The organism is Sphingobacterium spiritivorum, from assembly GCF_016725325.1.
Taxonomy (GTDB): domain Bacteria; phylum Bacteroidota; class Bacteroidia; order Sphingobacteriales; family Sphingobacteriaceae; genus Sphingobacterium.
On the sequence record NZ_CP068083.1, the window covers coordinates 2,152,335 to 2,177,248 of the forward strand.

The 24,914-nt window shown below is 41.1% G+C and carries 22 protein-coding genes and 1 pseudogene; 13 read left to right on the forward strand and 10 right to left on the reverse strand.

The window, feature by feature from the left end:
• Window position 1 precedes the first annotated feature (1 nt).
• Window positions 2-502: a TlpA family protein disulfide reductase gene (locus tag I6J02_RS08850; RefSeq protein WP_201681354.1), complete on the forward strand. Its 501-nt coding sequence runs from the start codon at window positions 2-4 to the stop codon at window positions 500-502.
• On the opposite strand, the gene I6J02_RS08855 is transcribed toward I6J02_RS08850, so the two are convergent.
• The 6 genes from I6J02_RS08855 to I6J02_RS21930 all read right to left on the reverse strand — a co-directional run bounded on the left by I6J02_RS08855 (window position 503) and on the right by I6J02_RS21930 (window position 5,151).
• Window positions 503-1,543 (reverse strand): ABC transporter ATP-binding protein, encoded by a 1,041-nt coding sequence (locus I6J02_RS08855; RefSeq protein WP_201681355.1) that lies wholly within the window; start codon window positions 1,541-1,543, stop codon window positions 503-505.
• Between the two features lie 69 nt (window positions 1,544-1,612).
• Window positions 1,613-2,416, reverse strand: coding sequence for a PorT family protein (locus tag I6J02_RS08860; protein WP_236582378.1), 804 nt, complete (start codon window positions 2,414-2,416; stop codon window positions 1,613-1,615).
• A 28-nt stretch (window positions 2,417-2,444) separates the two neighbouring features.
• On the reverse strand, window positions 2,445-3,194 hold the full coding sequence (locus I6J02_RS08865) for an anti-sigma factor (protein ID WP_201681356.1): 750 nt from the start codon (window positions 3,192-3,194) through the stop codon (window positions 2,445-2,447).
• Window positions 3,191-3,736, reverse strand: a complete 546-nt coding sequence (locus I6J02_RS08870; RefSeq protein ID WP_201681357.1) for an RNA polymerase sigma factor — start codon at window positions 3,734-3,736, stop codon at window positions 3,191-3,193. The genes I6J02_RS08865 and I6J02_RS08870 overlap by 4 nt, the downstream gene beginning before the upstream one ends.
• A 106-nt stretch (window positions 3,737-3,842) precedes the next feature.
• A complete protein-coding gene (gene tsaE / locus I6J02_RS08875; RefSeq protein WP_201681358.1) occupies window positions 3,843-4,253 on the reverse strand; it encodes a tRNA (adenosine(37)-N6)-threonylcarbamoyltransferase complex ATPase subunit type 1 TsaE in 411 nt (136 codons plus the stop codon).
• 13 nt (window positions 4,254-4,266) lie between these two features.
• Complete coding sequence (locus I6J02_RS21930) at window positions 4,267-5,151, reverse strand: PglZ domain-containing protein (RefSeq protein WP_411028017.1); 885 nt, start codon at window positions 5,149-5,151, stop codon at window positions 4,267-4,269.
• Here I6J02_RS21930 and I6J02_RS21935 point away from each other — a divergent pair.
• Window positions 5,111-5,230, forward strand: a complete 120-nt coding sequence (locus tag I6J02_RS21935) for a YSIRK-type signal peptide-containing protein (protein ID WP_409590542.1) — start codon at window positions 5,111-5,113, stop codon at window positions 5,228-5,230. The two genes, I6J02_RS21930 and I6J02_RS21935, sit on opposite strands and share 41 nt — an antisense overlap.
• Window positions 5,231-5,535: 305 nt before the next feature.
• Here the strand turns inward: I6J02_RS21935 and I6J02_RS21940 are convergent.
• Window positions 5,536-5,820: pseudogene (locus I6J02_RS21940) on the reverse strand (response regulator); the annotation flags it as partial.
• A gap of 311 nt (window positions 5,821-6,131) precedes the next feature.
• On the opposite strand from I6J02_RS21940, the gene I6J02_RS08885 reads away from it, so the two are divergent.
• The 7 genes from I6J02_RS08885 to I6J02_RS08915 all read left to right on the forward strand — a co-directional run bounded on the left by I6J02_RS08885 (window position 6,132) and on the right by I6J02_RS08915 (window position 12,699).
• A complete protein-coding gene (locus I6J02_RS08885) occupies window positions 6,132-7,373 on the forward strand; it encodes an HD domain-containing protein (RefSeq protein WP_236582379.1) in 1,242 nt (413 codons plus the stop codon).
• Between the two features lie 41 nt (window positions 7,374-7,414).
• Window positions 7,415-8,452, forward strand: coding sequence for a UDP-3-O-(3-hydroxymyristoyl)glucosamine N-acyltransferase (gene lpxD / locus I6J02_RS08890; RefSeq protein ID WP_201681361.1), 1,038 nt, complete (start codon window positions 7,415-7,417; stop codon window positions 8,450-8,452).
• A 42-nt stretch (window positions 8,453-8,494) separates the two neighbouring features.
• Window positions 8,495-9,889, forward strand: coding sequence for a bifunctional UDP-3-O-[3-hydroxymyristoyl] N-acetylglucosamine deacetylase/3-hydroxyacyl-ACP dehydratase (locus tag I6J02_RS08895; RefSeq protein ID WP_201681362.1), 1,395 nt, complete (start codon window positions 8,495-8,497; stop codon window positions 9,887-9,889).
• A 1-nt stretch (window position 9,890) separates the two neighbouring features.
• Entirely contained in the window at window positions 9,891-10,685 is a 795-nt protein-coding gene (gene lpxA, locus I6J02_RS08900) for an acyl-ACP--UDP-N-acetylglucosamine O-acyltransferase (protein WP_201681363.1), read from the forward strand.
• Between the two features lie 25 nt (window positions 10,686-10,710).
• Window positions 10,711-11,346 (forward strand): ABC transporter ATP-binding protein, encoded by a 636-nt coding sequence (locus tag I6J02_RS08905; protein WP_201681364.1) that lies wholly within the window; start codon window positions 10,711-10,713, stop codon window positions 11,344-11,346.
• Window positions 11,347-11,476: 130 nt separating this feature from the next.
• The gene (gene efp / locus I6J02_RS08910) at window positions 11,477-12,037 is read left to right on the forward strand and encodes an elongation factor P (RefSeq protein WP_201681365.1); all 561 of its coding nucleotides are present in this window, start codon (window positions 11,477-11,479) and stop codon (window positions 12,035-12,037) included.
• An 80-nt stretch (window positions 12,038-12,117) separates the two neighbouring features.
• The gene (locus tag I6J02_RS08915) at window positions 12,118-12,699 is read left to right on the forward strand and encodes a 5-formyltetrahydrofolate cyclo-ligase (RefSeq protein WP_201681366.1); all 582 of its coding nucleotides are present in this window, start codon (window positions 12,118-12,120) and stop codon (window positions 12,697-12,699) included.
• 95 nt (window positions 12,700-12,794) lie between these two features.
• Here the strand turns inward: I6J02_RS08915 and I6J02_RS08920 are convergent, their stop codons facing one another.
• Both I6J02_RS08920 and I6J02_RS08925 read right to left on the reverse strand, forming a co-directional pair.
• Window positions 12,795-14,087, reverse strand: a complete 1,293-nt coding sequence (locus I6J02_RS08920; protein WP_201681367.1) for an HAD-IB family phosphatase — start codon at window positions 14,085-14,087, stop codon at window positions 12,795-12,797.
• A 3-nt stretch (window positions 14,088-14,090) separates the two neighbouring features.
• A complete protein-coding gene (locus tag I6J02_RS08925) occupies window positions 14,091-15,068 on the reverse strand; it encodes an SDR family NAD(P)-dependent oxidoreductase (protein WP_201681368.1) in 978 nt (325 codons plus the stop codon).
• Window positions 15,069-15,188: 120 nt separating this feature from the next.
• On the opposite strand from I6J02_RS08925, the gene I6J02_RS08930 reads away from it, so the two are divergent.
• Together I6J02_RS08930 and rmuC are read left to right on the forward strand one after the other, a co-directional pair.
• On the forward strand, window positions 15,189-16,373 hold the full coding sequence (locus tag I6J02_RS08930; protein WP_201681369.1) for a formimidoylglutamase: 1,185 nt from the start codon (window positions 15,189-15,191) through the stop codon (window positions 16,371-16,373).
• A 66-nt stretch (window positions 16,374-16,439) separates the two neighbouring features.
• Window positions 16,440-17,768, forward strand: coding sequence for a DNA recombination protein RmuC (rmuC, locus tag I6J02_RS08935; RefSeq protein ID WP_201681370.1), 1,329 nt, complete (start codon window positions 16,440-16,442; stop codon window positions 17,766-17,768).
• Window positions 17,769-17,833: 65 nt separating this feature from the next.
• Here rmuC and ggt read toward each other — a convergent pair whose 3' ends face one another.
• Window positions 17,834-19,522 carry a gamma-glutamyltransferase gene (gene ggt / locus I6J02_RS08940; protein WP_201681371.1) on the reverse strand — a complete coding sequence of 563 codons (1,689 nt, stop codon included), beginning with the start codon at window positions 19,520-19,522 and terminating at the stop codon, window positions 17,834-17,836.
• Window positions 19,523-19,860: 338 nt separating this feature from the next.
• On the opposite strand from ggt, the gene I6J02_RS08945 reads away from it, so the two are divergent.
• Window positions 19,861-23,157, forward strand: a complete 3,297-nt coding sequence (locus I6J02_RS08945; RefSeq protein ID WP_201681372.1) for a SusC/RagA family TonB-linked outer membrane protein — start codon at window positions 19,861-19,863, stop codon at window positions 23,155-23,157.
• A 10-nt stretch (window positions 23,158-23,167) separates the two neighbouring features.
• Window positions 23,168-24,907, forward strand: a complete 1,740-nt coding sequence (locus I6J02_RS08950) for a RagB/SusD family nutrient uptake outer membrane protein (protein WP_201681373.1) — start codon at window positions 23,168-23,170, stop codon at window positions 24,905-24,907.
• The last annotated feature ends 7 nt before the right edge of the window (window positions 24,908-24,914 follow it).

Sequence of the window (24,914 nt, forward strand, 5' to 3'; positions counted from 1 at the left end):
CATGAAGCAACTTATTCTATTATTGATATTGACAATATCTGTTCCTGTATCCGGACAGGAATGGAAAGTAAAGGTTGGAGAACAAACTCCGGCTTTTGAATGGAAAGATAAAAAAGAAGAACGGAAAGACATAAACATGCTGAAAGGCAGAGTTGTTCTGATCAATTTTTTTGCTACCTGGTGTCCTCCCTGCAGACAAGAGTTGCCCAGAGTGGAGAAAGAAATATGGGCAAAGTACAAGGCTCGTACAGATTTTTCCTTATTGGTATTTGCGAGAGAAGAAGGCTGGGATAAATTAGATCCTTTTATGAGCAAACAGCAGTATACGTTTCCTGTTTTTCCGGATCTGAAAAGAGAGATCTTTTCCAAATATGCCGATACAGGGATTCCGCGTAATGTCATCCTAAATAAAAAAGGAGAAGTAGTGTATCAGTCAATCGGCTATACCGAAGAAGAGTTTAAGCATCTCCTGACTGTTTTGGAATCCGAATTAGCCAAATAATCAGAAACTGATATACTTGTCAATAGCTATCTCAACGGTTGTACCTCTTTCAATAGCAGAAATAGGGTGATCAATGAGGTGCAGGGACAATTGATCATTGCCTACCGTGAGTTCATTATAGAATCCTCGGAAGCGCACATCTTTAATCTGCAGCGAACTGGAAGCATTTCTTTGAACTTTGATCCATTCCTGATGGATTGCGATTTGCTGTGTAGTTTGAATGCCTAATATCGCCGCCTGTTCCGGAGACAGGAGATTGCTCTTTGCCAGCAATTGTGCTGTGTAAGAGTGTGTAGGATGATAATATAATTCTTCCGGACTTCCCTGATCTACAATCTTACCTTTTTTCATGACCATTAATCTGTCTGATAGCGAAAGTACTTCTGCAGGATCATGGGAAATAAGGATAACGGTAAGTCCGGTCTCTTTTACAATCTGTTTGATGTCCTGCTGCAGATTGTCTCTGAAAGCGGCATCTACCTGATTGAACGGTTCGTCCATCAACAGCACCTCCGGTTCGTTAATCAAGGCTCTAGAAATGGCTACTCTTTGTTTTTCTCCACCGCTAAGATCTGCTACCCGCTGATTCGCCAGATGGGCGATATTTAATTTTTCGAGTACTTCCTGTGTTTTATCCTGTTTACGTTGAAGATTGGTATTGGAAAGTTGCGAAGCCACATTATCCCATACTTTAGCATACAGATTAAGATCATCAAAACCCTGCGAGACCAGCTTCATAGCCGGATGTCCCGGTATTAATTTGTCCTTTCGTGTAGGTACTAGCCACCCCCGGTAACGAATCGATCCGGATTGTGGTTCGAGTAGACCGTATATTAGCTTAAGCAATGTACTCTTTCCGCTTCCCGATTCCCCGATGATAGAAGTGATCTCCCCTTCGTTAACACTGAAGCTAACGTGATCTACCGCAACAATCTTTTCTTTGTTCTCAAAAATACAGGAAACATTTTCCCCATATACCAAAGGTAATCCGGGCTGTTGTACATCTGAAGGGATAAATTGACAGGATGAGAGCTCTTGCATAAAAATAAAAGTGTCGGATCTTAATTTAAAATCCGACACAAAATTACGTTTTATTTATGGGGTAATCAATTATAGGAATAAGGTTAAGCCAAATGTGAAATTATTAAGACCTTTCTGGTTCGGACTGTTTTCAAAAACATCATTGAAATAATACTTGGTGAAGAAACCAACATCACGGAACCCGGCTCTTACGAAAGCTCCATACTGAAAGGATTGAAGATTATAATCGTCTCTGAATTTCTGCTTTCCGTTTTCTTCACTTTTAAGACGTTGAGATCCTTTCAGTAAAACTCCACCTATAGGACCGAATGCTACTTTTAACCGGTCTCCATTGGCCATTTTTCTGCTTCGCAACTCAAAGGTTAATGGAATGCGTAGATAAGTAGATGTTAATCTGTTTTTCTCAATATTCACCTCATTTCTATCTAGTATTTCATAATCCAGAGGTGTAGTATTCTTTTTCAATATGACGTTTTCTTTTAATCGTGTGTAATTCCATTCAAAACCAGTAGAAATATACATTCTGAAATTGTCATTCATCCTTACGCCGAACTGGGCAACATCAAAGCCGAAATTAGTCGTTTTCCCTTTTTTATAATTCAGAAACTGGTTGTCATCTGAGAGTGTGAAACTGCCGTTATCTATTATTCTGGAAAATCCCCAGTCTACCCGTGCGAAAGTAATTCCATAAAAAGTTCTGGGATATACAATATGTGTTTCTTTATCCCCTTTTCCTAAGGTATAGGAATGTTTGTGTGTTTTAGCTGACGGGCGTGCTTCTTCAGTTTTTGTAGAGTCAGCTTCTTGTGCTAGCGCCTGCATGCCTGAAAATAAAAGCAGGCAGCTAATGGTTAAGATATGGATTGGTTTCATATAGTATGTGATTTGTCTTTAATTGTTATTATTTATTTTTCTTTCTGTTCTTTGTGATGTATTGAATGCTCAGAGATCCTTCTTCATCTGTATCAAAGTGTAGCTTTTTACCATCTGATCTGTCCGCCTTCCCTATCAATGAATTGAGGATAGTTCCGATACCAAATGTTTTCTGCTTCTCAGGTTCATGGATTGCCATCATCGTTTCCTCTACTTCCGGACTTTCTATTAATGCTTTCAGTGGCGGTACATCCGTTACACTGTTTGTCGGATCCGGTAACGAAATTTGATGAGGTACGGTGTCCATCTGCTGCAGACTTAAAGTCAGCAGCTGAGAATTTTCATGTGCTGTACTTACTTCCATCTGCTCCGGGCGCTCAGTAACCTCTCCTGGTATATCTCCCTTTTTTTTACTTGGTTTCTCCTGCACAACTGCTAACCTTTCATTATCCTTTCTCTCTGCCAGAATCGGATCTGATAGTATGGATTCAACGTCTGACGTACTTCGTTCTTTTTCCTGCTGGGGTATAGCGCTATGCTGAGTAAGACGTTCAGCCTTTTGTTCATTCTGCTGAAAATACCAGGTCGAAAATATCCCTGTCGCTACAATTGCGGCTGCGGCTGACCATCTCCAGAGCGGATAAATATTTCTTTTTTTGATCGTAACTTCTTCTTTGGGCAGCTGTTGTTCTATCCTGTCCCATATATCCGGACTTGGTGTTGACTCCATGTTCTCAAGCTGGTCCCTGAAGAGTTTATCCAGTTCTTTATCTGTCATCTTTCTGTTTCCTCCAGTTTTTGCAGTTTATCTTTAAGCCATGTGCGGGCTCTTGATAGCTGCGATTTCGAATTTCCTTCACTTATATGGAGAGATTTTGCAATCTCCTGATGTGTGTAGCCCTCTATAGCGTAAAGATTAAATACCGTTCTGTACCCCACAGGTAATTGTTTGATCAACTGCATAAGATCCTGATAAGCGGATTGATCTGTTCCGATAGAACTCTTAAGCATGTGCGCCTGCAGATTATCATCAATGTCACAAAAGCTGACTTTGTTTTTCCGGTGAATCTCTATAGCCGTATTCACCATTACCCGTCGTATCCAGCCTTCTAGTGGTCCTCTCTCGTCAAAGAGCTGATGTTTGGCAAATACTTTTATAAATCCTGACTGCAACATATCTTCGGCTTCTAAAGTATCTACGGCGTAGCGTAGACATACGGCATACATTCTGGGAGCAAAGTGTTGATATAGCAATGATTGCGACTTTCGCTCTCCCGTTTTACATTTTTTCCATACTTCATCAATGTCATGTTGTTTCAAGGTTGTTATCGGTTTGTTATAAAGAAGACGTGGATTAGGATTAAAGGGTTGCGTCAGGATATAAAAAAAATCAGGAAATTAATTTAATAACCTGATTTTTAATGTTTTATTTTATCTCAATACTGCGCGTATGTTCGTCGATGGCCTCAATATAGATAGCTTTGGCTTCTTCCGGCAGCAGATTGGGTATCTTTTCCGGCCATTCGATGAAGCAATAATCACCGGAATAAAAGTATTCTTCATATCCCATATCAAAGGCTTCCTGCTCATCTTTTATTCGGTAGAAATCAAAATGATAAACATTGCCCTGGGGATAACTGTATTGGTTTACTATAGAAAAGGTCGGGCTGGAAGTACTGTCCGTGACGCCGAGTTGCTCACAGATAGCCTTCACAAAGGTTGTCTTCCCGGCTCCCATACTTCCATACAAAAGAAACACCCGGGTATCCGCAAATACAGAAAGTATTTCGCTGGCAGCTCCGGGTAATTCAGATAAATTTTGAACATGCAATTTCATGTTTCAAAAATACTTATTTGGACGAATAGGTTGCAAACGGGATAATCATTTCCTCCAGAGAGATGCCTCCATGCTGGAATGTGCCGTGAAAGTAATTGACAAACTGATTGTAATTGTTAGGATATACAAAGTAGATATCCTCTTTTGCAAATACAAAAGTTGAGCTTACATGTAATTTTGGCAATTGAGCATCATGGGGATTTTTGATCACGAATACATCTTTGTCCTGATAATTCAGGTTTTTCCCCTGTTTATATCTCAGGTTGGTATTTGTATTACGGTCACCGATTATTTTACTTGGCTTTTTGACCCGGATAGTTCCGTGATCTGTGGTGATGATAACTCTTACATTGCGTTGAGACAACCATTTTAGTGTTTCCAGCAACGGTGAGTGTTCAAACCAGGAAAGCGTAAGAGAACGGTATGCCGCTTCATCATTAGCCAGTTCGCGGATCATAGCCATATCTGTACGCGCATGGGAAAGCATATCCACAAAGTTATAAACCAATACGTTCAGATCATTTTGCATCAGGTTGTTGACATTTTCATAAATATCTTTCCCCTGTTCCAATGTTAATATCTTATGATACGTATGTTTGATCTCCCTGCGGTAAAGTCTTTTTATCTGATCTGCCAGAAATTTGTCTTCATGCAGATTTTTTCCTCCCTCGTCTTCGTCATTTTGCCAAAGATTTGGGAATCTCTTTTCCATCTCAAGTGGTGTTAATCCGCTGAATATTGCATTTCGTGCATATTGGGTGGCAGTTGGCAGAATGCTGAGGTAGTGGTCTTCTTCATCCAGGCGGAAATAATCTGTAATGATATCATTAATGATCTTCCATTGATCATAGCGTAAGTTGTCAATCAGGAAAAAGAAAGTAGGTTTATTCTCCTGCATTCCTGGGAATACTTTTTTCTTAAACAACTGGTGTGAGAATACAGGTCCTTCATCCGGATTTTTGATCCAGTTGATATAGTTTTTCTCAATAAATTTTGAAAATAAAGCATTTGCCTCGGATTTCTGCATAGTCAGAATTTCGTGCATATTGGAATCTTCCAGTTTTTCGAGTGAAAGTTCCCAGTATATCAGTTTTTTATACACATCTGTCCATTGGTGTACATCCAGATTATCATTGAGGATCATACCCAAATTCCGAAAATCCTGCTGATAAGCCATAGATGTTTTTTCACTCACAAGTCTTTTGTTCTCTGTGAACTTTTTGATCGTCATAAGTATCTGCTTCGGGTTGACCGGTTTGATCAGATAATCATCAATCTTGCTGCCTATAGCATCTTCCATGAGATGCTCTTCCTCATTTTTGGTAACCAGTACGGTAGGGATGGAAGGATTGATGGACTTTAATATGGCTAATGTTTCTAACCCCGTAAGTCCGGGCATGTTTTCATCGAGAAATACCAGGTCGAAGGGTTCATTTTTAAAAGCCTCGACAGCATCGTGACCGTTGTTGACGGTTTTTACCTTATAATCCTTTTCTTCTAATAACAGAATATGGGGCTTCAGAAATTCAATTTCATCATCTGCCCAAAGTATATGTGTTTTTTGCATGAGAATTTTCTTAATTGATAATCACAAACCGAATACATTGGATGCTGTGAAGGATTCAAAATTACTCCAAATGTATGTAGAATATAATCAAAATTATAACAATCGATTTGTCATAGAGTTACGAACTTACTGCTTTCAGGACTTTATTTGTTGTTTTTTAACATTTCTTAACGGGCAACTCCGTATCTTTGCACTATCTTAGCTTCGTAAGATAATAGTATTTACCACTTCCTTAATACATATCAGAAGGGGTTAATTTTATTTCGCTCAGATTATTTTTTAAATAAGTAAGTATATACGTGCAATCTACATTGAATAAGAGAAAAATAGTCAATGATCCGGTTTATGGATTTGTTACGATTCCTTCAGGATGTGTATTTGACCTTATTCAGCATCCTTATTTTCAAAGACTGCGCTATATCAAGCAGGTGAGTATGACTCATCTGGTCTATCCCGGAGCTTTACATACCCGTTTTCAGCATGCTATAGGGGCTATGCACCTCATGTCTCTGGCAATCGATACCTTAAGAAGTAAAGAAGTCCAAATTTCTATTGAAGAGGAAGAGGCCGCTTTAGTTGCAATCCTGTTACATGATATCGGGCATGGTCCTTTCTCACATTCCCTGGAACATACTATTATAGAAGGCGTATCGCATGAGATGCTTTCTTCTTTGTTGATGGATAGAATGAATGCCGAATTTGGATGCAAACTGGATCTGGCGATTACTATTTTCAATAATAAATACGAAAGGAAGTTTTTTCATCAACTGGTTTCCAGTCAGCTGGATACCGACCGGATGGATTATCTGAACAGGGATAGTTTTTTTACAGGAGTATCTGAAGGAGTTATCTCTTTTGACCGGATTATCAAAATGCTGAATGTGCATAATGATGAACTGGTTGTGGAATTGAAGGGAATTTATTCGGTAGAGAAGTTTTTGATCGCCCGAAGGCTGATGTACTGGCAGGTATATCTGCACAAAACTGTTATCGGTGCAGAGCAGATGCTTATTAAGGCATTGAAGAGAGCAAAGGCTTTGAGTGATCAGGGAGTAGACTTATTTGCTACACCGGCATTCTCTCATTTTTTGAAAAACAGAATAACCAAAGATAATTTTTTGCAGGACGAGTCACATTTACAGTGGTTTACTCGTTTGGATGATACCGATATTATGTCGGCTATTAAAACATGGGCAGACCATGAAGATAGAATCTTGAGCATGCTGTGCAGGAAATTAATGGCCAGAGATCTGTTTAGGACAGTGATGAGCAATGAACCATTTTCAGAACAGGCACTGGAAGCTTTGAATCAGGCTGTGATTGATCACTTTGGAATTACAGAAGACGAACTGGAGTATTTTGTTTTTATGCAGGAAGTGGAGAATAGCGCTTACAGCCCCTCGCAGGGCGGAATAAAGATTGTGGATAAACAAGGAGAGCTAAAAGATATAACGGAGGCGTCGGATCTTTCAAACCTGGAAGCTTTGGCCCGGAAAGTACGAAAATTTGCGATTTCATACCCAAAAGAGGTTGGATATCCCCGGATAAAGTAAAAACTTAAAGAAAAATTAACAAAAAGGCATACATTTGTACAATGCAATTTTCTGCGCAACAAATAGCAACATTATTGAAAGGCAATATCGAAGGTAATCCAGATGTTGTAGTGAGCCAATTGGCAAAAATTGAAGAGGCGCAGTCCGGCGATCTCTCCTTTTTAGCGAATCCGAAGTACGAAAACTTTATCTATACAACAAATGCTTCCATCGTAATTGTAAATGCAGACTTTACACCCTTAAGTGAGGTTTCCTGCACATTGATACGCGTGAAGAATGCATATTCCTCTTTTTCTGAGTTGTTGTCTTATTACAATCTGATGAAGCAGGATCGTTCGGGAAGAGAAGAGCCTGTTTTTATACATGATTCAGCCAGTATTGGGGAGCATGAGTATTTAGGTGCTTTTTCTTACATCGGAAAAGATACTTCTTTAGGTAAAAAGGTTAAGGTATATCCGCATGTTTATATTGGAGATAATGTACGGATCGGTGATAATGTAACACTTTTTCCCGGAGTAAAAATATATTCAGACTGTATTATTGGCAGTAATGTTGTCATTCATGCCGGAGTTGTGATCGGGAGTGACGGATTTGGTTTTGCCCCGCAGGAGGATGGTACCTATAGTAAAGTCCCACAAATCGGAAATGTAATCATTGAAGATGATGTCGAGATAGGAGCTAATACAGTTGTCGACCGGGCGACTATGGGATCTACTATTATACGTCAGGGAGTTAAACTGGATAATCTGATTCAGATCGCTCATAATGTGGAGATCGGCAAGAATACTGTTATTGCTGCACAGACAGGAGTATCAGGAAGTACCAAGTTAGGAGAACATGTCGTACTGGGCGGACAGGTTGGTGTGGTGGGACATATCACTATTGCAGACCGGTCGCAGGTGCAGGCACAATCGGGAATTAATCGATCCATTACAGTGGTTGGAAAAAAATGGGGAGGTTCACCAGCCACTCCTTATCAATCTCAATTGCGTTCACAAGTCATTTATGCAAGATTGCCTGAACTGGAAAAAAGAATTTCAGAGTTAGAGCAATTGCTGCAGATGCAAAATATAAAATAAACAAAAAGAAAACTCAATATTGCTTAATACCGAATGTTAGATATGAATGTAAAACAAAGAACCATCAAGTCTGAAGTCTCGATTTCAGGTGTTGGTTTGCATACTGGAAAATCTGTTACCCTTACGATCAAGCCTGCTCCTGAATACCATTGGTATAAGTTCAGAAGAGTTGATGTCGAAGGTGCTCCCGTTATCGCTGTAGATGCGGACAATGTAACAGATACTTCTCGTGGTACCACCATTTCTCAGAATGGAGCTAGTGTCAGCACCATTGAGCATCTGATGGCTGCCCTTGTTGGTTTACAGATTGACAACGTTTTGATTGATATTGACGGACCTGAAGTGCCTATTCTGGATGGAAGTTCTTCTCCGTTTGTCAAATTATTTGAAGAGGTAGGTTTTCAGGAACAGGATGCAGACAGAGATTTTTATGAGATCAAATCTAATATCCATTATTCAGAAACAGACCGTAAGGTTGAGATTGTAGCGATGCCTCTGGATGGCTACCGTCTTACCTGTATGATTGATTTTAATTCGCCGGTTCTTGGAAGTCAACATGCTTCTGTTAGTAATATCGGTGAATTTGTAAGAGAAATATCAGCTTCACGTACCTTCTGTTTTCTTCATGAGTTAGAGACACTGGTCAATCTCGGCCTTATTAAAGGTGGTGATCTTTCCAATGCAATTGTTATTGTAGATAAAGATGTCGATAAAGAAGAGCTGGATAAACTTGCGCATTTATTCAACCGTGATGATATCGATGTAGCAAATGAAGGTATCCTGAATAATATTCAGCTTCGTTATCAGAACGAACCGGCCCGACACAAACTTTTAGATATGATCGGTGATCTGGCTTTGGTAGGTCGCCCGCTGAAAGGACACATTATGGCAGCACGTCCCGGACATGCCGCTAATGTTGCTTTTGCAAAAAAGATCAGAGCCGTTATTAATAAAGAGAAAAACCGTAAACATGTAAAGGTTTACGATCCGAATATGACGCCTGTATACGATACAGTGCAGATTATGAATATATTACCCCATCGTCAGCCATTTTTGATGGTTGACAAAATTCTGGAATTGACAGAAAACCATGTAGTAGGGCTTAAGAATGTAACTATGAACGAAGATTTGTTTATGGGACATTTTCCGGGATCACCAGTGTTTCCGGGTGTTCTGCAGATTGAGTCTATGGCACAGACAGGAGGAATCCTTGTGTTAAATACTGTTCCTGATCCTGAAAACTGGTTGACGCTGTTCCTGAAAATTGAAAATGCAAGATTCAAAAACCAGGTTGCTCCGGGTGATACTATTATTTTCCGTTGTGACCTTATGGAACCAATACGCAGAGGTATCGCGCGCATGAAGGGCATAGGAATGGTAGGAGAGAAAATTGTTAGTGAGGCAGAGCTAATGGCTCAAATTGTAAAAGTAAAGTAAGATGATACAGCCTTTAGCTTATATACATCCTGAGGCACGGATAGCCCAAAATGTTGTTGTAGAGCCTTTTACTACGATCCATAAGGATGTTGTAATCGGAGAGGGGACCTGGATTGGGTCTAATGTGACCATTATGAATGGTGCACGCATAGGAAAAAACTGTAAAATATATCCGGGTGCTGTTATCTCAGGAGAACCGCAGGATCTCAAATTCGAAGGAGAAGTTACGGTAGCTGAGATCGGCGATAACACGACTATCAGAGAGTGTGTCACGATCAACAGAGGAACAAAAGACCGGTATAAAACGGTGATTGGCAAGAATTGTCTGATACAGGCCTATAGCCATATTGCCCATGATTGTATAATCGGTGACAACTGTATTTTCTCCAATTCCAGTACGCTTGCTGGTCACATTACCATTGGAGACCATGTTGTACTGGCCGGTATGGTCGCTGTACATCAGTTTGTGAAAATTGGTTCACATGCCTTTGTTTCAGGAGGTTCATTGGTGCGTAAAGATGTTCCACCGTTTATCAAAGCCGCACGTGAGCCTATTACCTATGCTGGTATTAATTCTGTGGGACTTCGCAGAAGAGGATTCTCAAACGAGCAGATAAACGAAATCCAGGGTATTTACCGGGTTCTTTTTATCCAGAACGGAAATCTTTCCAAAGCACTGGATATTGTGGAAACGGAATTTAAAGCTACTGAAACCAGAGACGAAATCCTTACGTTCGTTCGTAACTCGAATAGAGGTATTATCAAAGGATTTGGTCAGGGAAGAGCAAGTTTATAATCGTATAATCAAAGTATATAGTGTTTTGAAGATAACACTGCAAGACATCGGGAGGAGGTATAATCGTGACTGGATTTTCAGGCATATCGATTATACCTTTTCTGTTGGACATAAGTATGCCGTACTTGGGCCTAACGGATCCGGAAAGTCTACCTTACTGAAAGTTTTGTGTGGTAATCTGACTCCATCTGAAGGGAAGATTACCTATCATCATGAGGGAGCAGAGGTGGCAGTAGACCGGATTTTTCAGCATTTATCTATTGCGGCACCTTATGTAGAATTGATAGAAGACCTCACTCTTCATGAAATGATAGCCTTTCATTTCAAATTCAAAAATTTTCAAAAAGGATTTGACCAGGAATCCCTGTTAGATCTGTTAGGCTTGAATGGATCTGTCAATAAAGAAATTCGCTATTTCTCCTCCGGGATGAAGCAGCGGGTTAAACTGGCATTAGCGTGTTGTTCAGATTCGGCACTTGTATTTCTGGACGAACCCACCAGCAATTTGGATGAAAAGGGAGAAGCCTGGTATCTGGAACTGATAGAAAGAACAATGAGTGAGGACCGCCTGTTAATTGTCTGCTCTAATCAGGTAAAGGAATACGGTTTTTGTGATCAGCATATCAGCATAAGCGATTATAAAAAGACAGAGGCTGTCTGAACCTCGTATACGGTATAGAGAGTGTCATGAAAAGTCCTTTTCAAAATTCAAACTATTTTTCTTGTCCTTAATTTTTATAAACAGCAAGAATTTTTGTAGTTTTGTCGTCTTAAAAAACAAAAGAAGTAACATGGCAAAAGCATCTGACGTAAAAAGTGGAAATGTCCTTCGTTTCAATGGTGAATTAGTTGCTGTTGAAGAATATATACACCGTACTCCGGGAAACTTGCGTGCTTTTTATCAGGCAAGAATGCGTAATGTGAAAACCGGCAAACTGGTTGAATACCGTTTCCGGGTGGATGAGGCTGTAGAAATTGCACGCGTAGAAACCAACGACTACCAGTATCTGTATGAAGACGGAGAATTTTATGTGGTCATGGATAACAGTACATACGAACAATTTAATATTCCTAAATTTTTGTTTGGTACTTCGGCACGATTCTTGAAAGAAGGTATGAGTGTAATTGTGGCATTCGAAAGTGATGAAGCAATTATGGCACAGGCTCCAAAAAGTGTGGAATTAGAAATTACATATACAGAGCCTGCAGTAAAAGGAGATACTTCTACCAATGCCTTGAAAAACGCAACTGTAGAGACTGGAGTAGAGATTAAAGTTCCTCTTTTTATTAATCAGGGAGATAAAGTAAAAGTTGATACGCAGACTGGTGATTATATCGAGCGTGTCAAATAAATAAAGATTTTAGGTTTAGGTTGATTATTCGGTCTTGTTAGCTCCCAGCTGCAAGGCCGTTTTTTTTGAACGTAACTATTATGACTAAACAAGAATTAAGACAACTTTACCGTTTGGAGCGTCAGCAACTGTCAGGGAATGAACTTCGTGCGTTTAATCATCGGCTTCTGGGACTCTTAAAGAAAATGGACTGGTCAAAATGTCAGTATTGTCATGTCTACTTACCGATCAGTCGTAATCAGGAACCTGATACACTTCTCTTTATAAGCTGGATACAGGATACTTTACCTTCCGTCAGGCTGGTAGTTTCGCAGAGCCATGCTGAAGACCATTCGATGTCTCACTATTTATTAGATAATACGACGACCTATGTTGAAAATAAGTGGGGCATTCCTGAACCTATCTCCGGCACTCCTGTGGATGAAAAGTTGCTCGACATGGTATTGGTTCCTTTATTAATCTGTGATCAGACCGGAAACAGGGTAGGATATGGTAAAGGATTTTATGATCGGTTTCTGAAGAAGTGTCGTCCCGATGTGCAGAAAATAGGACTTTCTTTTTTTGAGCCTGTGGAAAAGATAACGGATGTAGATCCATATGATATCGCTCTGGATTGCTGTATTACACCGCAACATATTATTTATTTTGAGTCCGGGAGATAATGTGCAACTAAGACCAACTGTTGCAGGAATCTAATAATATAGCTGTCAGTTATTCGTTTAAAAAAGAGAGGGCTTCTAGAAGCCCTCTCTTTTTATTAATATAATATTCTGAATTTGATGGTGTTATCTATTTTTTTGAGCTGTTTGATCAGCTCTTTTTCATATTCAACATTCAGATCCGTGACTGCATATCCGATTTCCCCACGTGTCATCAGAAACTGAGCAACAATGTTAATGTTGTTTTCTGCATATATATTATTAATCTGGGCCATTACACCTGGCACGTTTTTGTGAATATGGAGCAGACGGTGGGCTTTGTTTAATTTCGGTAAAATGAGGTTTGGAAAATTACGGCTCTGATCTGTATCTCCGTTATTAATGAAATCGGCCATTCTTCTTGGAATGAACTCCGAATTTCTTTTTTTACCTTTTTTGTCATCAAATACCACAATTCCCTTTTCGTTGCAGATATTTTTACTGATGTGCCCTCTGATGTCACCCAGAAAACCTATTGTCTTTAGCTTATCTGCCCGGCTCAACTGTTCATCGGATACATCTACATCCGGACCCAAAAGTAGCATACCCACATCTTTGGTATATTTCTCCTCAAAACTGTCTTTTATACGGATTGAAAACCCGTCTCTTTTCAGGATATGTGCAGCTATTTCAGGTACATCACCTACAATAAGACATAAAATCCTGTTTTTAGGATATGATATTGCTCTGGGAAGATCATTCACATACAGAAACTCATCAAAACTTGGTGTCACGTGATCTGCTTTTTCAGTAACACTTTGTCTGGCTATATTTTCAGTAAATGCGAAGAATTTTTCAATCAGACCTGATTCTTTCAGCTGAAAATCCGAATAACCGTCACCGATACCGAAAATACGTCCGTCGATTTTTAATTCCTGCAATAATTTCACCTTACCACCTTCATCTGAAAGCGGATTGTTTTCATCATAGCCGATGATATTTCCTTCCTGATCAAATTTAAAGGTGTTTGCGTAGATATTTTCCTTCTTGATATGGTAAGGTGTGACCACGGGTATAATAAACTCTTTAAAGCCTCCTGAGACGATCCATGCTGTATCCGAATTCTGATTGAAAAACTCACGGTTTCGGCTGAATGAACGGGAAACTTTCTTCTTAAGATGGGATACAAGTTTGTCGAGATGACTTTTGTTTGCTTTCAGCAGTTTGATTCTTCCTGCAAGGCTTTCACGGAAGGAGATTTTACCTTCCATTGCCAGATTGGTGTAACCTTCGATCTGCTGGTAAATCTTTTCTTGATCAGGATGGCCTTCTAGTGATATCCTAGCGAGTTCATCCAAGGCTTCGACTTGCGTAAATGTACTGTCAAAATCAATGATGTAATAGTTTTTCACTGTTTATTCGGTTTTAGTTTGATATGTTGAGGTAATTTCTTTGAGTGTTTCGTCCAGCGGCTTGAAGCTGTATTGAGTAGCCTCAATAATTTTTTTATTGGAATAAGCCAGCTTTGCGGATGAAGCCCGTGCAGAATCTTTGGTGATTGCCGGTGGTTTATTGTTAAAGAAGGAGACGAATTTTGCCGCCCGCCATGCGATGCTCAGCAGCGTTGGTGATGCAGCTATGGTAGGCTCCGGCTTCTGCATCAGTATACTGATACGATCCAGCAGCGCTTTATTTGTCAGGTTCTCGGTGTTTAGAATAAAACGTTCTCCGGAGATTTCGGTTTTATTCATCAGCATGATCATCAGTTTTGCGACATCTTCGACATCGACTACTCCCACACTTCCGGTCGGATAAACTTTCAAACCTTTCTCTACCATCGAAAAAATCGCTCCAGAGCCTTTTTTGCCTGCGGTAGCACCTATAATTACAGAAGGATTTACGATGACAGCATCCAGTCCTTCTACAACGCCTCTCCATACTTCAAGTTCACTTTCATATTTAGAAAGCGAATACTTGGATATTTTGGAATCATATTCCCATTTGTCCTGCTCTGTTACAGGTTGTTTTGATTTGCTTGTGCCCAATGCTGCAATAGAGCTCACATGCACAAGTCTGGCATTATTTTGCAGACAGAGGTTGACGATATGGCGGGTGCCTTCTATATTGACTTTCATCATTTGCGAAGCATCCTTTGGCTGATAAGAAATCATTGCTGCACAATGAAATACATAGGAAATACCTTCAAAAGCTTCTTCAAGTGCAAAATAGTCGTTAATATCAGCGTCCACCCACTGAATAAGGGAAGATGATTTTAAGTATTCGGGAATGACAGATTCTGATCTTTTAGTCGCCACCACAGCGACACCTTCGTCGATGAGCTGCTTGATAAGTGTCGATCCTAAAAATCCTGTTCCTCCGGTTACTAATATCACGGTTTAAGGGTGTTGATAAAATAATGTTTTCAAAAGTAAGCTAATAAATGGATATTTGCGAAATACTCCCTACATTGTTTCACACAATTTGTTAAATATTGTAGGTAAAATAATAACTTTATGTCTTTATCCGTATTCTTTTCTCCTGTTTCCGTTAATCAATTCTCTGCGAAAGATGGTTTTTACAAATCTCAGTTTGGTGACAGTATTGTCGCTTTTGAAGAAAGTTTTCCGGAGCTGGAAGGAGAAGAAAAACCTCAACTGGTTATTTTCGGTGTAGAGGAAGAACGAGGAGCGGTGAACAATGCCGGAACTGCCCAGGCTCCGGATGAAGTACGTAAACACCTGTATCAGCTTTATCAGGGTGATTACAAAATAAAGATTGCTGATCTGGGCAATATTAAAGCAGGTAATACCATTCGTGATACTTATTTTGCTGTTAAATCTGTTGTGGAAGAACTGGTAAAAATGGAGATTGTACCCATTATTATCGGTGGCGGGCATGATCTTACATATGCTCAATATATGGCTTACGAGAATCTTGAACAGCGTGTTGAAGTGGCTGTCATAGATCCCCGGTTTGATCTCGATCAGGAACAGGTAGAGGACACTCCGCTTAATTCCCAGACATTTTTGAATCATATTATTCTGCATCAGCCGGATTATCTTTTCAACCTCAATAATATCGCATACCAAACATATCTGGTCAGTAAGGAATCTGTCAATATGTATGACAAATTATTCTTTAATGCCACGCGTGTAGGAGCTATAGCCGGTAAAATGGATCAGTCTGAGCCGTTGATCCGTGCAGCAGATATGGTCAGTTTTGATATCGGTGCTATCCGTTCTTCTGAGGCCTGTGGAAATGCCAATACCAATCCCAATGGTCTCTTTGGGGATGAGGCTTGTCAGTTGGCCCGCTATGCCGGTATGTCAGACAAATGCAGTTCTGTAGGGTTTTATGAGTTTAATCCCAAGTATGACCCGCGTGAGCAGACTGCTATGTTAGTTTCCCAGATGATATGGTGTTTTGTAGATGGTTATTATAACCGCAAGCAGGATGCTCCTTTAGTACCTAAGGCATCTTATATAATCTACCGGACCACATTGGAATCCATGGATCACGAGCTGGTATTTGTGAAAAGTAAGAAATCAGACCGTTGGTGGATTCAGGTGCCTTACTTTGGTAGCAAGTCAGTCAACGAGCGCTACTATCTGGTTCCTTGCCGGTACGAGGATTATCAGTTGGCCGTATCCGGAGAGATGCCTGATCTGTGGTGGAGGACTCATCAGAAATTGCAGTAATTCAATTATAAAAATAATATACAAATCGATGGTCTGCAAAGGCCATTTTTTATATCAGGAAATAGTATGGAGTGGATGTTAGTGACGATTATAGTGCTGTTGGCAATTGTGCTTGTGGTTTTATTCTTGAAGCGTAAAGAGGGTTCCGGGAAGGAAGATTATGAGCAGTTACGATATCAGAAGGAGGAAATGGCTCTGGAATTAGCCCGCAGTCAGCAACGTGAAGAAAATCTTATCGGCGAGCGTGCAGACCTGAAAGAGGAACTGGAGAAAGAGCGTGGCGAAAGGCTGAAAAGTGACCGTGCGCTGGAAAGTGCTCATGCCTATTTGCAGGCACAGCAGGAGAAGCTGGAAGGGCAGAAGAAAGAAATAGAAGAGACGAAAAAACAATTTAATCTGGAGTTTCAGCATATTGCTAATCAGATTCTTGAAGAGAAGACCAAAAAATTTACAGAAACGAACCATAGCAGTATCACGCTCCTGCTTGATCCGTTGAAAGAGAAAATCAAAACCTTCGAAGAGAAAGTTGAAAAGACATATCAGCATGAATCTGCGGAAAGAAATGTGCTCAAAGGAGTGGTTGAACAGTTGATGCAGCAGAGTATGCAGATCCGTAATGAAGCCAATAACCTGACACGAGCGTTGAAAGGGGATAGCAAAAAGCAGGGTAACTGGGGAGAGGTGATTCTGGAGCGGGTTCTGGAACGTTCCGGTCTGCTCAAAGATCAGGAATTTCGGTTGCAGGCCTCTGTTACCGATGAGGATGGAAAACGCTTGCAGCCGGATGCTATTATTGATCTTCCCGATGATAAACACCTCATTGTAGATGCTAAAATATCACTGGTCGCTTATGAGAAATGGGTGAATGCGGAGTCAGAGGAGGAGCAAAGAGTGTTTGCCAGACAGCATATACAATCTGTAGAAAATCACGTACGGGAACTTTCTGCCAAAAACTACCATGAGTTATACCAGATTCAGTCGCCGGATTTTGTTTTGCTCTTTATGCCGATAGAATCTGCATTGAGTATGTCCGTGCGGGAAAAGCCGGATCTGTTTAGTGACGCATGGGACCGGAAAGTTGTCATTGTGAGTCCGTCCACCTTACTTGCTACGCTGCGAACGATAGCCAGTATGTGGAAGCAGGAGCGTCAGACCCGGAATGTCCTGGAAATAGCCCGTGAAGCGGGTGCATTATATGATAAGTTTGTTGGTTTTCTGCAGGATATGCAACAGGTAGAAGGACAATTACAACGTGCAATGGAGCGTCACCAGGAGGCTACAAAAAAATTAGGTACCGGTGCCGGAAATATCATCAGACGGGTCGAGAACCTGAAAGAGCTGGGTGCAAAGGCAAATAAACAGATTGATCAGAAGTATCTGGATGAAGAGGAATAGTAAAAGAGGATTTTTTTATAAATAGCTATCCCCTTTATCATCTTATGTGGTAAAGGGGATAGTTTTTAGTAGCCCATTGCCGTATCATCTCCCCGGGGATCTGCTCCTGTCTGGAGTTTGCCGTTAGGCAGTACAATAATATTTTCTACACGTCCTATTCGTCCCCGTGAAGAAATTTTATATCCGTCCAGTTCCAGTTTCTGACGTACAGCAGGAGATAATGCATCTTTTTCGACATCGATCTGATCGGGTAGCCACTGATGGTGGAATCGTGAAGAATTTACCGATTGCTGTGCATTCTGACCAAAATCGATTACATTCAGGAGAGTTTGAAATACAGAAGTCATGATCGTAGATCCGCCGGGTGTGCCGACGACCATATACAATTTACCCTCTTTTTCGACGATAGTCGGTGTCATGGAGCTCAGCATTCTTTTATTTGCCTGTACAGCATTCGCCTTTCCACCTACCAGGCCATAGATATTAGGAACTCCCGGCTTGACTGAAAAATCGTCCATCTCATCATTTAGCAGAAATCCGGCTCCTGCAACAAATACGCGTGAGCCGTACGAAGCATTGAGTGTGGTGGTAATCGAAACAGCGTTTCCATCTTTATCAACAATACTGAAGTGCGTCGTTTCTTCAGACTCATAACCCGGAAACTGTGCGGCCCGGACAGCGGAGCTGGATGTAGCTTTTGACAAGTCAACATTTTTCATACGATCGGCATTGAATATACTGTCGGTCAGTTCTGCAACGGGCACCTTTATAAAATCAGGGTCTCCGAGATACCTCGCTCTGTCTGCATATATCCTGCGTTCGGCTTCTACCATAACCCGCACCGCAGAGTCGGATTGGAATCCCCATTTTGATAACGGAAACTGTTCCACCGATTGTAATAAGGCGACAAGTGCCGGCCCTCCGCTGGATGGAGGAGGCATACAGATAATCTTATTCCCTCTGTAATAGCCTGTAACCGGAGTGCGCCAGATGGCTTCATAATTCTGGAGATCGGTATGCGTTATTATTCCTTTGCCACGCTCCATTTCAGAAACAATCAGATCAGCAGTTTTTCCTTTATAAAATCCATCACGTCCCAGATCTGATATACGTTGTAATGTTTCTCCCAGATCTTTCTGTACAAAAAGATCTCCCTTTTTCCAGGTCTGTTCTTTCAGTATAGGTGCACCCTGTGGATTGTATGTTTGAAAACTGCTTTTATATTCATTGAATTCGTTGGCTTGTTTTTCAGTAATACGAAAACCTTTCGCAGCAAGTTCTATTGCCGGAGCTAAGAGAGCGGACCATGCTAGTTTACCGTATTTTTTATGGGCTTCTGCCATACCTGCCACAGATCCGGGTACGCCAGCCGCTAAATGTCCGTATACACTCAGATTTTCAATCACATTGCCGTTAGCATCCAGATACATTTTTTCTGTGGCTTTGGAAGGAGCTTTTTCCCGAAAATCCAAAGCACTGGCAGCACCTTTATGGTCTCTGTAGACCATAAAACCTCCTCCACCGATATTACCTGCATTGGGATACACCACAGCTAGTGCAAATTGCACAGCTACAGCTGCATCTACGGCATTTCCACCGGCTTTCAGGATCGTTACGCCTACAGCGGAGGCAAGAGGGTGTGCCGTTACAACAGCGGCTTTTGAAAATGTATTTGCACGATAGACCTGACGAGGGGCATTACAGGAGGTGAGGATAAAGCCCAGGATAAGAATATAAAGTATACTTTTTTTCATCCGTTTGGTTTGTTTTAAAAAGGATAAAGGTTGTGGTGCTTATGCGCCATAATTGATAATCTGATCTAAGATAAGAAATTTTTGAACTGATCCGATAGGAAAAGAGTTGATGTTAGAAAAGTGCAAAAATATGCATTAAAACGCATGTTATTATTTTCATTTTCTATGAAAGATCTATAGTTATTCTTCTTTCTTAATCTTAACTAAATGAAAAGATAACATGTACCAAAAAATTAGTTAATATAAACTTCTTTACTTCGTGACATTGTTAGAATCATAAATTTAGTTTGTATATTTAGTATTACTATACCAGTTAAATTTAAAAGAATTTAAAAACTATGAAAAACGAGCCTAAACCAGCTCTTGACCGATATTGGAATCGGTCAAGGATCGCTGTTGCCTCCAGCACCTGTTTTCTGTTGCTAAGCTTATCATTTCACCCGCAAAGAGCCTTTTCAAGCTCCTTTATCAGTGCTTCTGCAGTTTTGCAGACACCTGTGCGGGGAACGGTAGCAGATAAAAGTGGAAATCCGCTTGTTGGTGCAACAGTAACAAACCAAAACAGCAAAAAGTCTGTTCAAACAGACGAAAGTGGAACCTTTTCAATTGATGCCCGCCCGGGAGATGTGCTTAAAGTATCTATCATCGGATTTGACGGACAACAGATTACTGTAGGGGAGAGCCGAACGGTTACATTTACCCTTGAAGACAACAGTCAGATACTGGAAGATGTCGTCGTCGTGGGGTATGGCCGGCAGAAGAAAGTGAATCTGACAGGAGCTGTCAGTCAGATTGATTCCAAAGTCCTGGAAGACCGCCCGGTCTCCAATGTGACTCAGGCATTACAGGGCGCTATGCCAAATGTGAATGTTAACTTCTCTAACGGAAGGCCCGGAAGTGAAGGGACCGTGAATATCCGGGGATTTGCTTCGATCAACAGCAAGAATGCTTCGCCGCTGATCCTTATTGACGGAGTACCCGGCAGTATCAATAATATCAATCCACGTGATGTAGAGACTATTACTGTCCTAAAGGATGCGGCTGCGGCTGCCATTTATGGCGCCAGAGGTGCGTTTGGTGTGATGCTCATTACCACGAAAAAAGGTAAAGCCGGAAAAATGAGTATAAATTACGGTAACAATTTTGCTTTTTCAGGACTTACAGTAAGTACAGATTTTATAACATCCGGATATGATGCCGCAATTCTGAATGATGAAGCTTTTATCCGTGCTACTGGAAACAGCTACACCGGATATACAGAAGCGGACTATGCAGAATTGCTGAAACGTAAGAATGATCCTTCATTGCCGAGTGTGGTTATTCAGAATCGTAATGGCAAAGATCAGTACGTTTACTATGGAAATACAGACTGGTGGGATTATTTCTATCGTGATGTACAGCCTTCTCAGGAACATGCTCTGACGATGACCGGAGGGACGGACAAGATTGACTTTTATCTGTCCGGAAGATTATATGAGAAAAAAGGTATCATGCAGTTTAATCAGGATAAGTTCAATTCTTATAATCTCAGAAGTAAGATCGGTGCACAGCTCTCCAAATGGCTTAGAGTCAGCAACAATTCGCAGTTGAATTATAAGAATTATACCTTCCCGGGCTGGAACTCCGGAGATAAACCGGAAGAATCAAATAACAATTTTATTTCGACTACTGTGCACGCTCTGCCTTCCTATGTTCCGGTCAATCCGGATGGTACGGCAACCTACCGTACGGAGCTGAATAATTATACAGTAGGTGATGGTATTTTTGCCGACCTGTTGTATGGTAAATCACGTGGAGGTAAGAAAGAGCATGAGTTTGTCAATCATCTGGAAGGTGTGGCGACGATTATGGATGGTTTTACAGTGACGGGAAACTATACATTCAATTACAATCCTGTTCAGACATTTGCGAGAAGAACGCAAGTTCCGTGGTCGATTTTTCCGGGAGTAATTAATTACCTGGGAAATGATCGTTTGACAGAAAGACAGATTACCTATACCAAACATGCCATTAACCTTTTTGCCAATTACAATAAGACCGTTGGTCAGCACAATTTCGGAGCTGTATTAGGATACAACAGAGAGCAACAAAAATGGGATGCTATCGGTGGTGTCGTAGACGGTTTGTTGTCGGAAGATCTGAATGATTTTGATCTGGGCTATGGCAATATGCAGACTACCGGTGGAAGCCGTACATGGGCACTGGAAGGATATTTCGGAAGATTCACATATGATTATGCAGGTAAATATCTGTTTGAGATGAATGGCCGTTATGATGGTACATCCAAGTTTCCAAGTAAGCAAAGATTTGGATTCTTCCCTTCTGTATCTGCAGGGTGGAGAGTAACGGAAGAGTCATTTGCAGAAAATCTGAAACAGTATGTAAACGAATTCAAACTCCGTGGTTCATATGGTGAACTGGGAAATGCGCAGGAAGCGGATGAATATGGTTACATCTCGTTGATGAACAGTGGCAGGTCTAATTATATCACAGGTGGAGGAAAGACACAATATATATCTGCACCAACACCTATCTCCAGTAATCTGACCTGGGAGCGTACGAATACGTTGAACTTCGGAACGGATATGGCTTTTCTGAACAGCCGTCTGAATGTAACCTTTGATTATTTTATTCGCAAGACGCTGGATATGCTGATCCCGGGGCCAACATTGCCGGCTGTATTCGGAGCAGCTACTCCGAAGATGAATGCAGGAGATCTGGAAAACAGAGGTTGGGAACTTGCTGTAGCATGGAATGATTCCAGAACAGTGGCAGATAAACCTTTTAAATATAATTTTTCAGTTGGTCTGTCTGATTCCAAAGCTAAAATTACCCGTTTTGATAATCCCAAAATGTTGCTGAGTAACTATTACGTAGGGCAGTCGCTGGGTGAAATCTGGGGATATCGCGTAGATGGCTTATTTGCTTCAGATGCAGAAGCTGCCAGCTGGAAAATAAATCAGGACTATGTTGATGCTGTTCGGCTGTCGGCTCCCGGAGAATGGTCTAAGCTCAAAGGCGGGGATGTCAAATTTGTAGATGTCAACGGGGACGGTGTTGTGAATCAGGGAGACAATACGCTTAGTAAACCTGGAGATCAGGTGATCATCGGAAATGATCGGGCCCGTTATACCTTTGGTGTGAATCTGGGTGCAAGCTGGAATGGATTTGATGTATCGGCATTCTTTCAGGGGATCGGACGTCAACATTGGTATCCGGGATCTAATTCAGATAAATTCTGGGGGCCCTATTCCCGGCCATATTATTCCTTCGTTCCGAAAGACTTTGCAGATGATGTGTGGACTCCTGAAAATCCAAATGCTTACTATCCGCTCATGAGAGGATATATTGCCCTGAACAACAGGGGATCGCTGAATGTAAAAAATGACCGGTATCTGCAGGATCTGGCCTATATCCGGCTGAAAAATCTGACTATAGGCTATAGCCTGAGTGATAAACTGCTGCAACGTGTCAAAATATCAAGAGCAAGAGTATTTGTTTCCGGAGAGAATTTCTGGACAGCGACCAAATTGCGTTCCGATTATATTGATCCGGAACAGGCAGCGCAGGAAGTGAACGGCAGATCGTACCCTATTTCCAAGGCATTTTCGTTTGGTATTGACTTAACTTTTTAGGCTTAACATCATGAAACTATATTCATATATTTTAGTTGTTGCAGGATTGATTGCGGTTACTTCCTGTGAAAAAAACTATCTGGATCGCTCTCCGGAGGATAAACTGACTCCGGAAAACTATTTCAGATCAGAAAATGATCTGGCATTATATTGTAATTCTTTTTACAATTCTCTGCCCGATGCAGAAGGAGTGTATAATGAGGATATTGATAATATTGTAAAAAACACCCTGCCAGATCAGGTCACGGGTAAGCGTCAGGTGCCGGTGAGTGGTGGAGGCTGGACCTGGGATAATCTGCGGAATATTAATTTCTTTTTAGAGAATTACAACCGAACATTAGCTCCTGAAATAGCGAATAAATACGGAGCAGTGGCCCGCTTTTTCAGAGCTTATTTTTACTTTGATAAAGTCAAGCGATTTGGAGATGTGCCCTGGTATTCTAAGGCGATCGACCAAAACGATATGGAAGCTTTACTGAAGAAAAGAGATTCCAGAACACTGGTAATGGATTCCATTATAGCGGATCTGGACTTTGCCATAGCGAATCTGAGTGCTACCAAATCATCTGAAAAAGTAACCAAATGGACTGCTTTAGCTTTAAAATCCCGTGTAGCACTATTCGAAGGTACTTTTCGTAAATACCATACAGACCTGAATTTGCCGGATTCTAAACGTTTTCTGGAGCTTGCAGCTGCGGCTTCCAGACAGGTGATGGATGGCAACGTATACAGTATCTATCAGGGAACGGACAATATGGGGTATCAGCAACTGTTTTCGTCTGTCAATGCCATTGATGGTGAGATCATACTGGCCCGTAAGTACAGTGACGGATTGCAGATCTGGCACAATGTCAATTATTATACAATCACCGCTTCTTACGGTAAACCGGGACTAAACAAAGACCTCGTCAATACGTATCTGATGCGGGATGGCTCCCGTTTTACAGATAAACCTGGATATGCAACGATGTCCTTTTATCAGGAGACACAGAATCGGGATCCGCGTCTGTCACAGACCATTCGCACACCGGGATATAAGAGAATCGGTGGTACTGCGGTGCAAACACCTAATTTTGGTAATTCGGTAACGGGCTATCAGCTGATCAAGTTTGTGGGCGATGTACGGTATGACTCCTACAACCGTTCTGAAAATGATATGCCTTTGTTTCGTTATGCAGAAGTTCTTTTAAATTATGCAGAAGCAAAAGCTGAACTCGACGATCTTTCCCAGGCTGATATTGACAGGTCTGTCAAATTACTTCGCGATCGGGTGTCTATGCCTAATATGCTGCTCACTGATGCAACAGCTAGTCCAGATGCCTATCTGATGGCACAGTATCCGAATGTAAAAGGAAGTCAGGCAGGTGCTGTACTGGAAATCCGCCGGGAAAGAAGAATTGAGCTGGTCATGGAATCTTTCCGTTGGGATGATATTATGCGTTGGAAAGTTGGCCCGATTCTGACACGTCAGTTTAAAGGGATGTATTTTCCTTCAACCGGACAGTTTGATCTGGATGGAGATGGCAAGATGGATGTGTGGATATATGAGGGGAATAAGCCTACAGCCTCCGGCATTCAGCTTCTAAAACTGGGAAGTGAGATCATTTTGGAAAACGGAACCTCAGGGAATATAATTGTCAATGCGCATATAGCAAAAGTATTTGATGAAAAGAAAGATTACCTCTGGCCGATACCGACTCAGGAACTGCAACTGAATGAAAATTTGGTTCAGAATCCATTTTGGGAATAGCTATATT

Coding starts and splice junctions, on each gene's coding strand:
- I6J02_RS08850 (WP_201681354.1), top strand. CDS start 2: ATGAAGCAACTTATTCTATTATTGATATTGACAATATCTGTTCCTGTA.
- I6J02_RS08855 (WP_201681355.1), bottom strand. CDS start 1,543: ATGCAAGAGCTCTCATCCTGTCAATTTATCCCTTCAGATGTACAACAG.
- I6J02_RS08860 (WP_236582378.1), bottom strand. CDS start 2,416: ATGAAACCAATCCATATCTTAACCATTAGCTGCCTGCTTTTATTTTCA.
- I6J02_RS08865 (WP_201681356.1), bottom strand. CDS start 3,194: ATGACAGATAAAGAACTGGATAAACTCTTCAGGGACCAGCTTGAGAAC.
- tsaE (WP_201681358.1), bottom strand. CDS start 4,253: ATGAAATTGCATGTTCAAAATTTATCTGAATTACCCGGAGCTGCCAGC.
- I6J02_RS21930 (WP_411028017.1), bottom strand. CDS start 5,151: ATGCAGGAGAATAAACCTACTTTCTTTTTCCTGATTGACAACTTACGC.
- lpxD (WP_201681361.1), top strand. CDS start 7,415: ATGCAATTTTCTGCGCAACAAATAGCAACATTATTGAAAGGCAATATC.
- I6J02_RS08895 (WP_201681362.1), top strand. CDS start 8,495: ATGAATGTAAAACAAAGAACCATCAAGTCTGAAGTCTCGATTTCAGGT.
- lpxA (WP_201681363.1), top strand. CDS start 9,891: ATGATACAGCCTTTAGCTTATATACATCCTGAGGCACGGATAGCCCAA.
- efp (WP_201681365.1), top strand. CDS start 11,477: ATGGCAAAAGCATCTGACGTAAAAAGTGGAAATGTCCTTCGTTTCAAT.
- I6J02_RS08915 (WP_201681366.1), top strand. CDS start 12,118: ATGACTAAACAAGAATTAAGACAACTTTACCGTTTGGAGCGTCAGCAA.
- I6J02_RS08930 (WP_201681369.1), top strand. CDS start 15,189: ATGTCTTTATCCGTATTCTTTTCTCCTGTTTCCGTTAATCAATTCTCT.
- rmuC (WP_201681370.1), top strand. CDS start 16,440: ATGGAGTGGATGTTAGTGACGATTATAGTGCTGTTGGCAATTGTGCTT.
- ggt (WP_201681371.1), bottom strand. CDS start 19,522: ATGAAAAAAAGTATACTTTATATTCTTATCCTGGGCTTTATCCTCACC.
- I6J02_RS08945 (WP_201681372.1), top strand. CDS start 19,861: ATGAAAAACGAGCCTAAACCAGCTCTTGACCGATATTGGAATCGGTCA.
- I6J02_RS08950 (WP_201681373.1), top strand. CDS start 23,168: ATGAAACTATATTCATATATTTTAGTTGTTGCAGGATTGATTGCGGTT.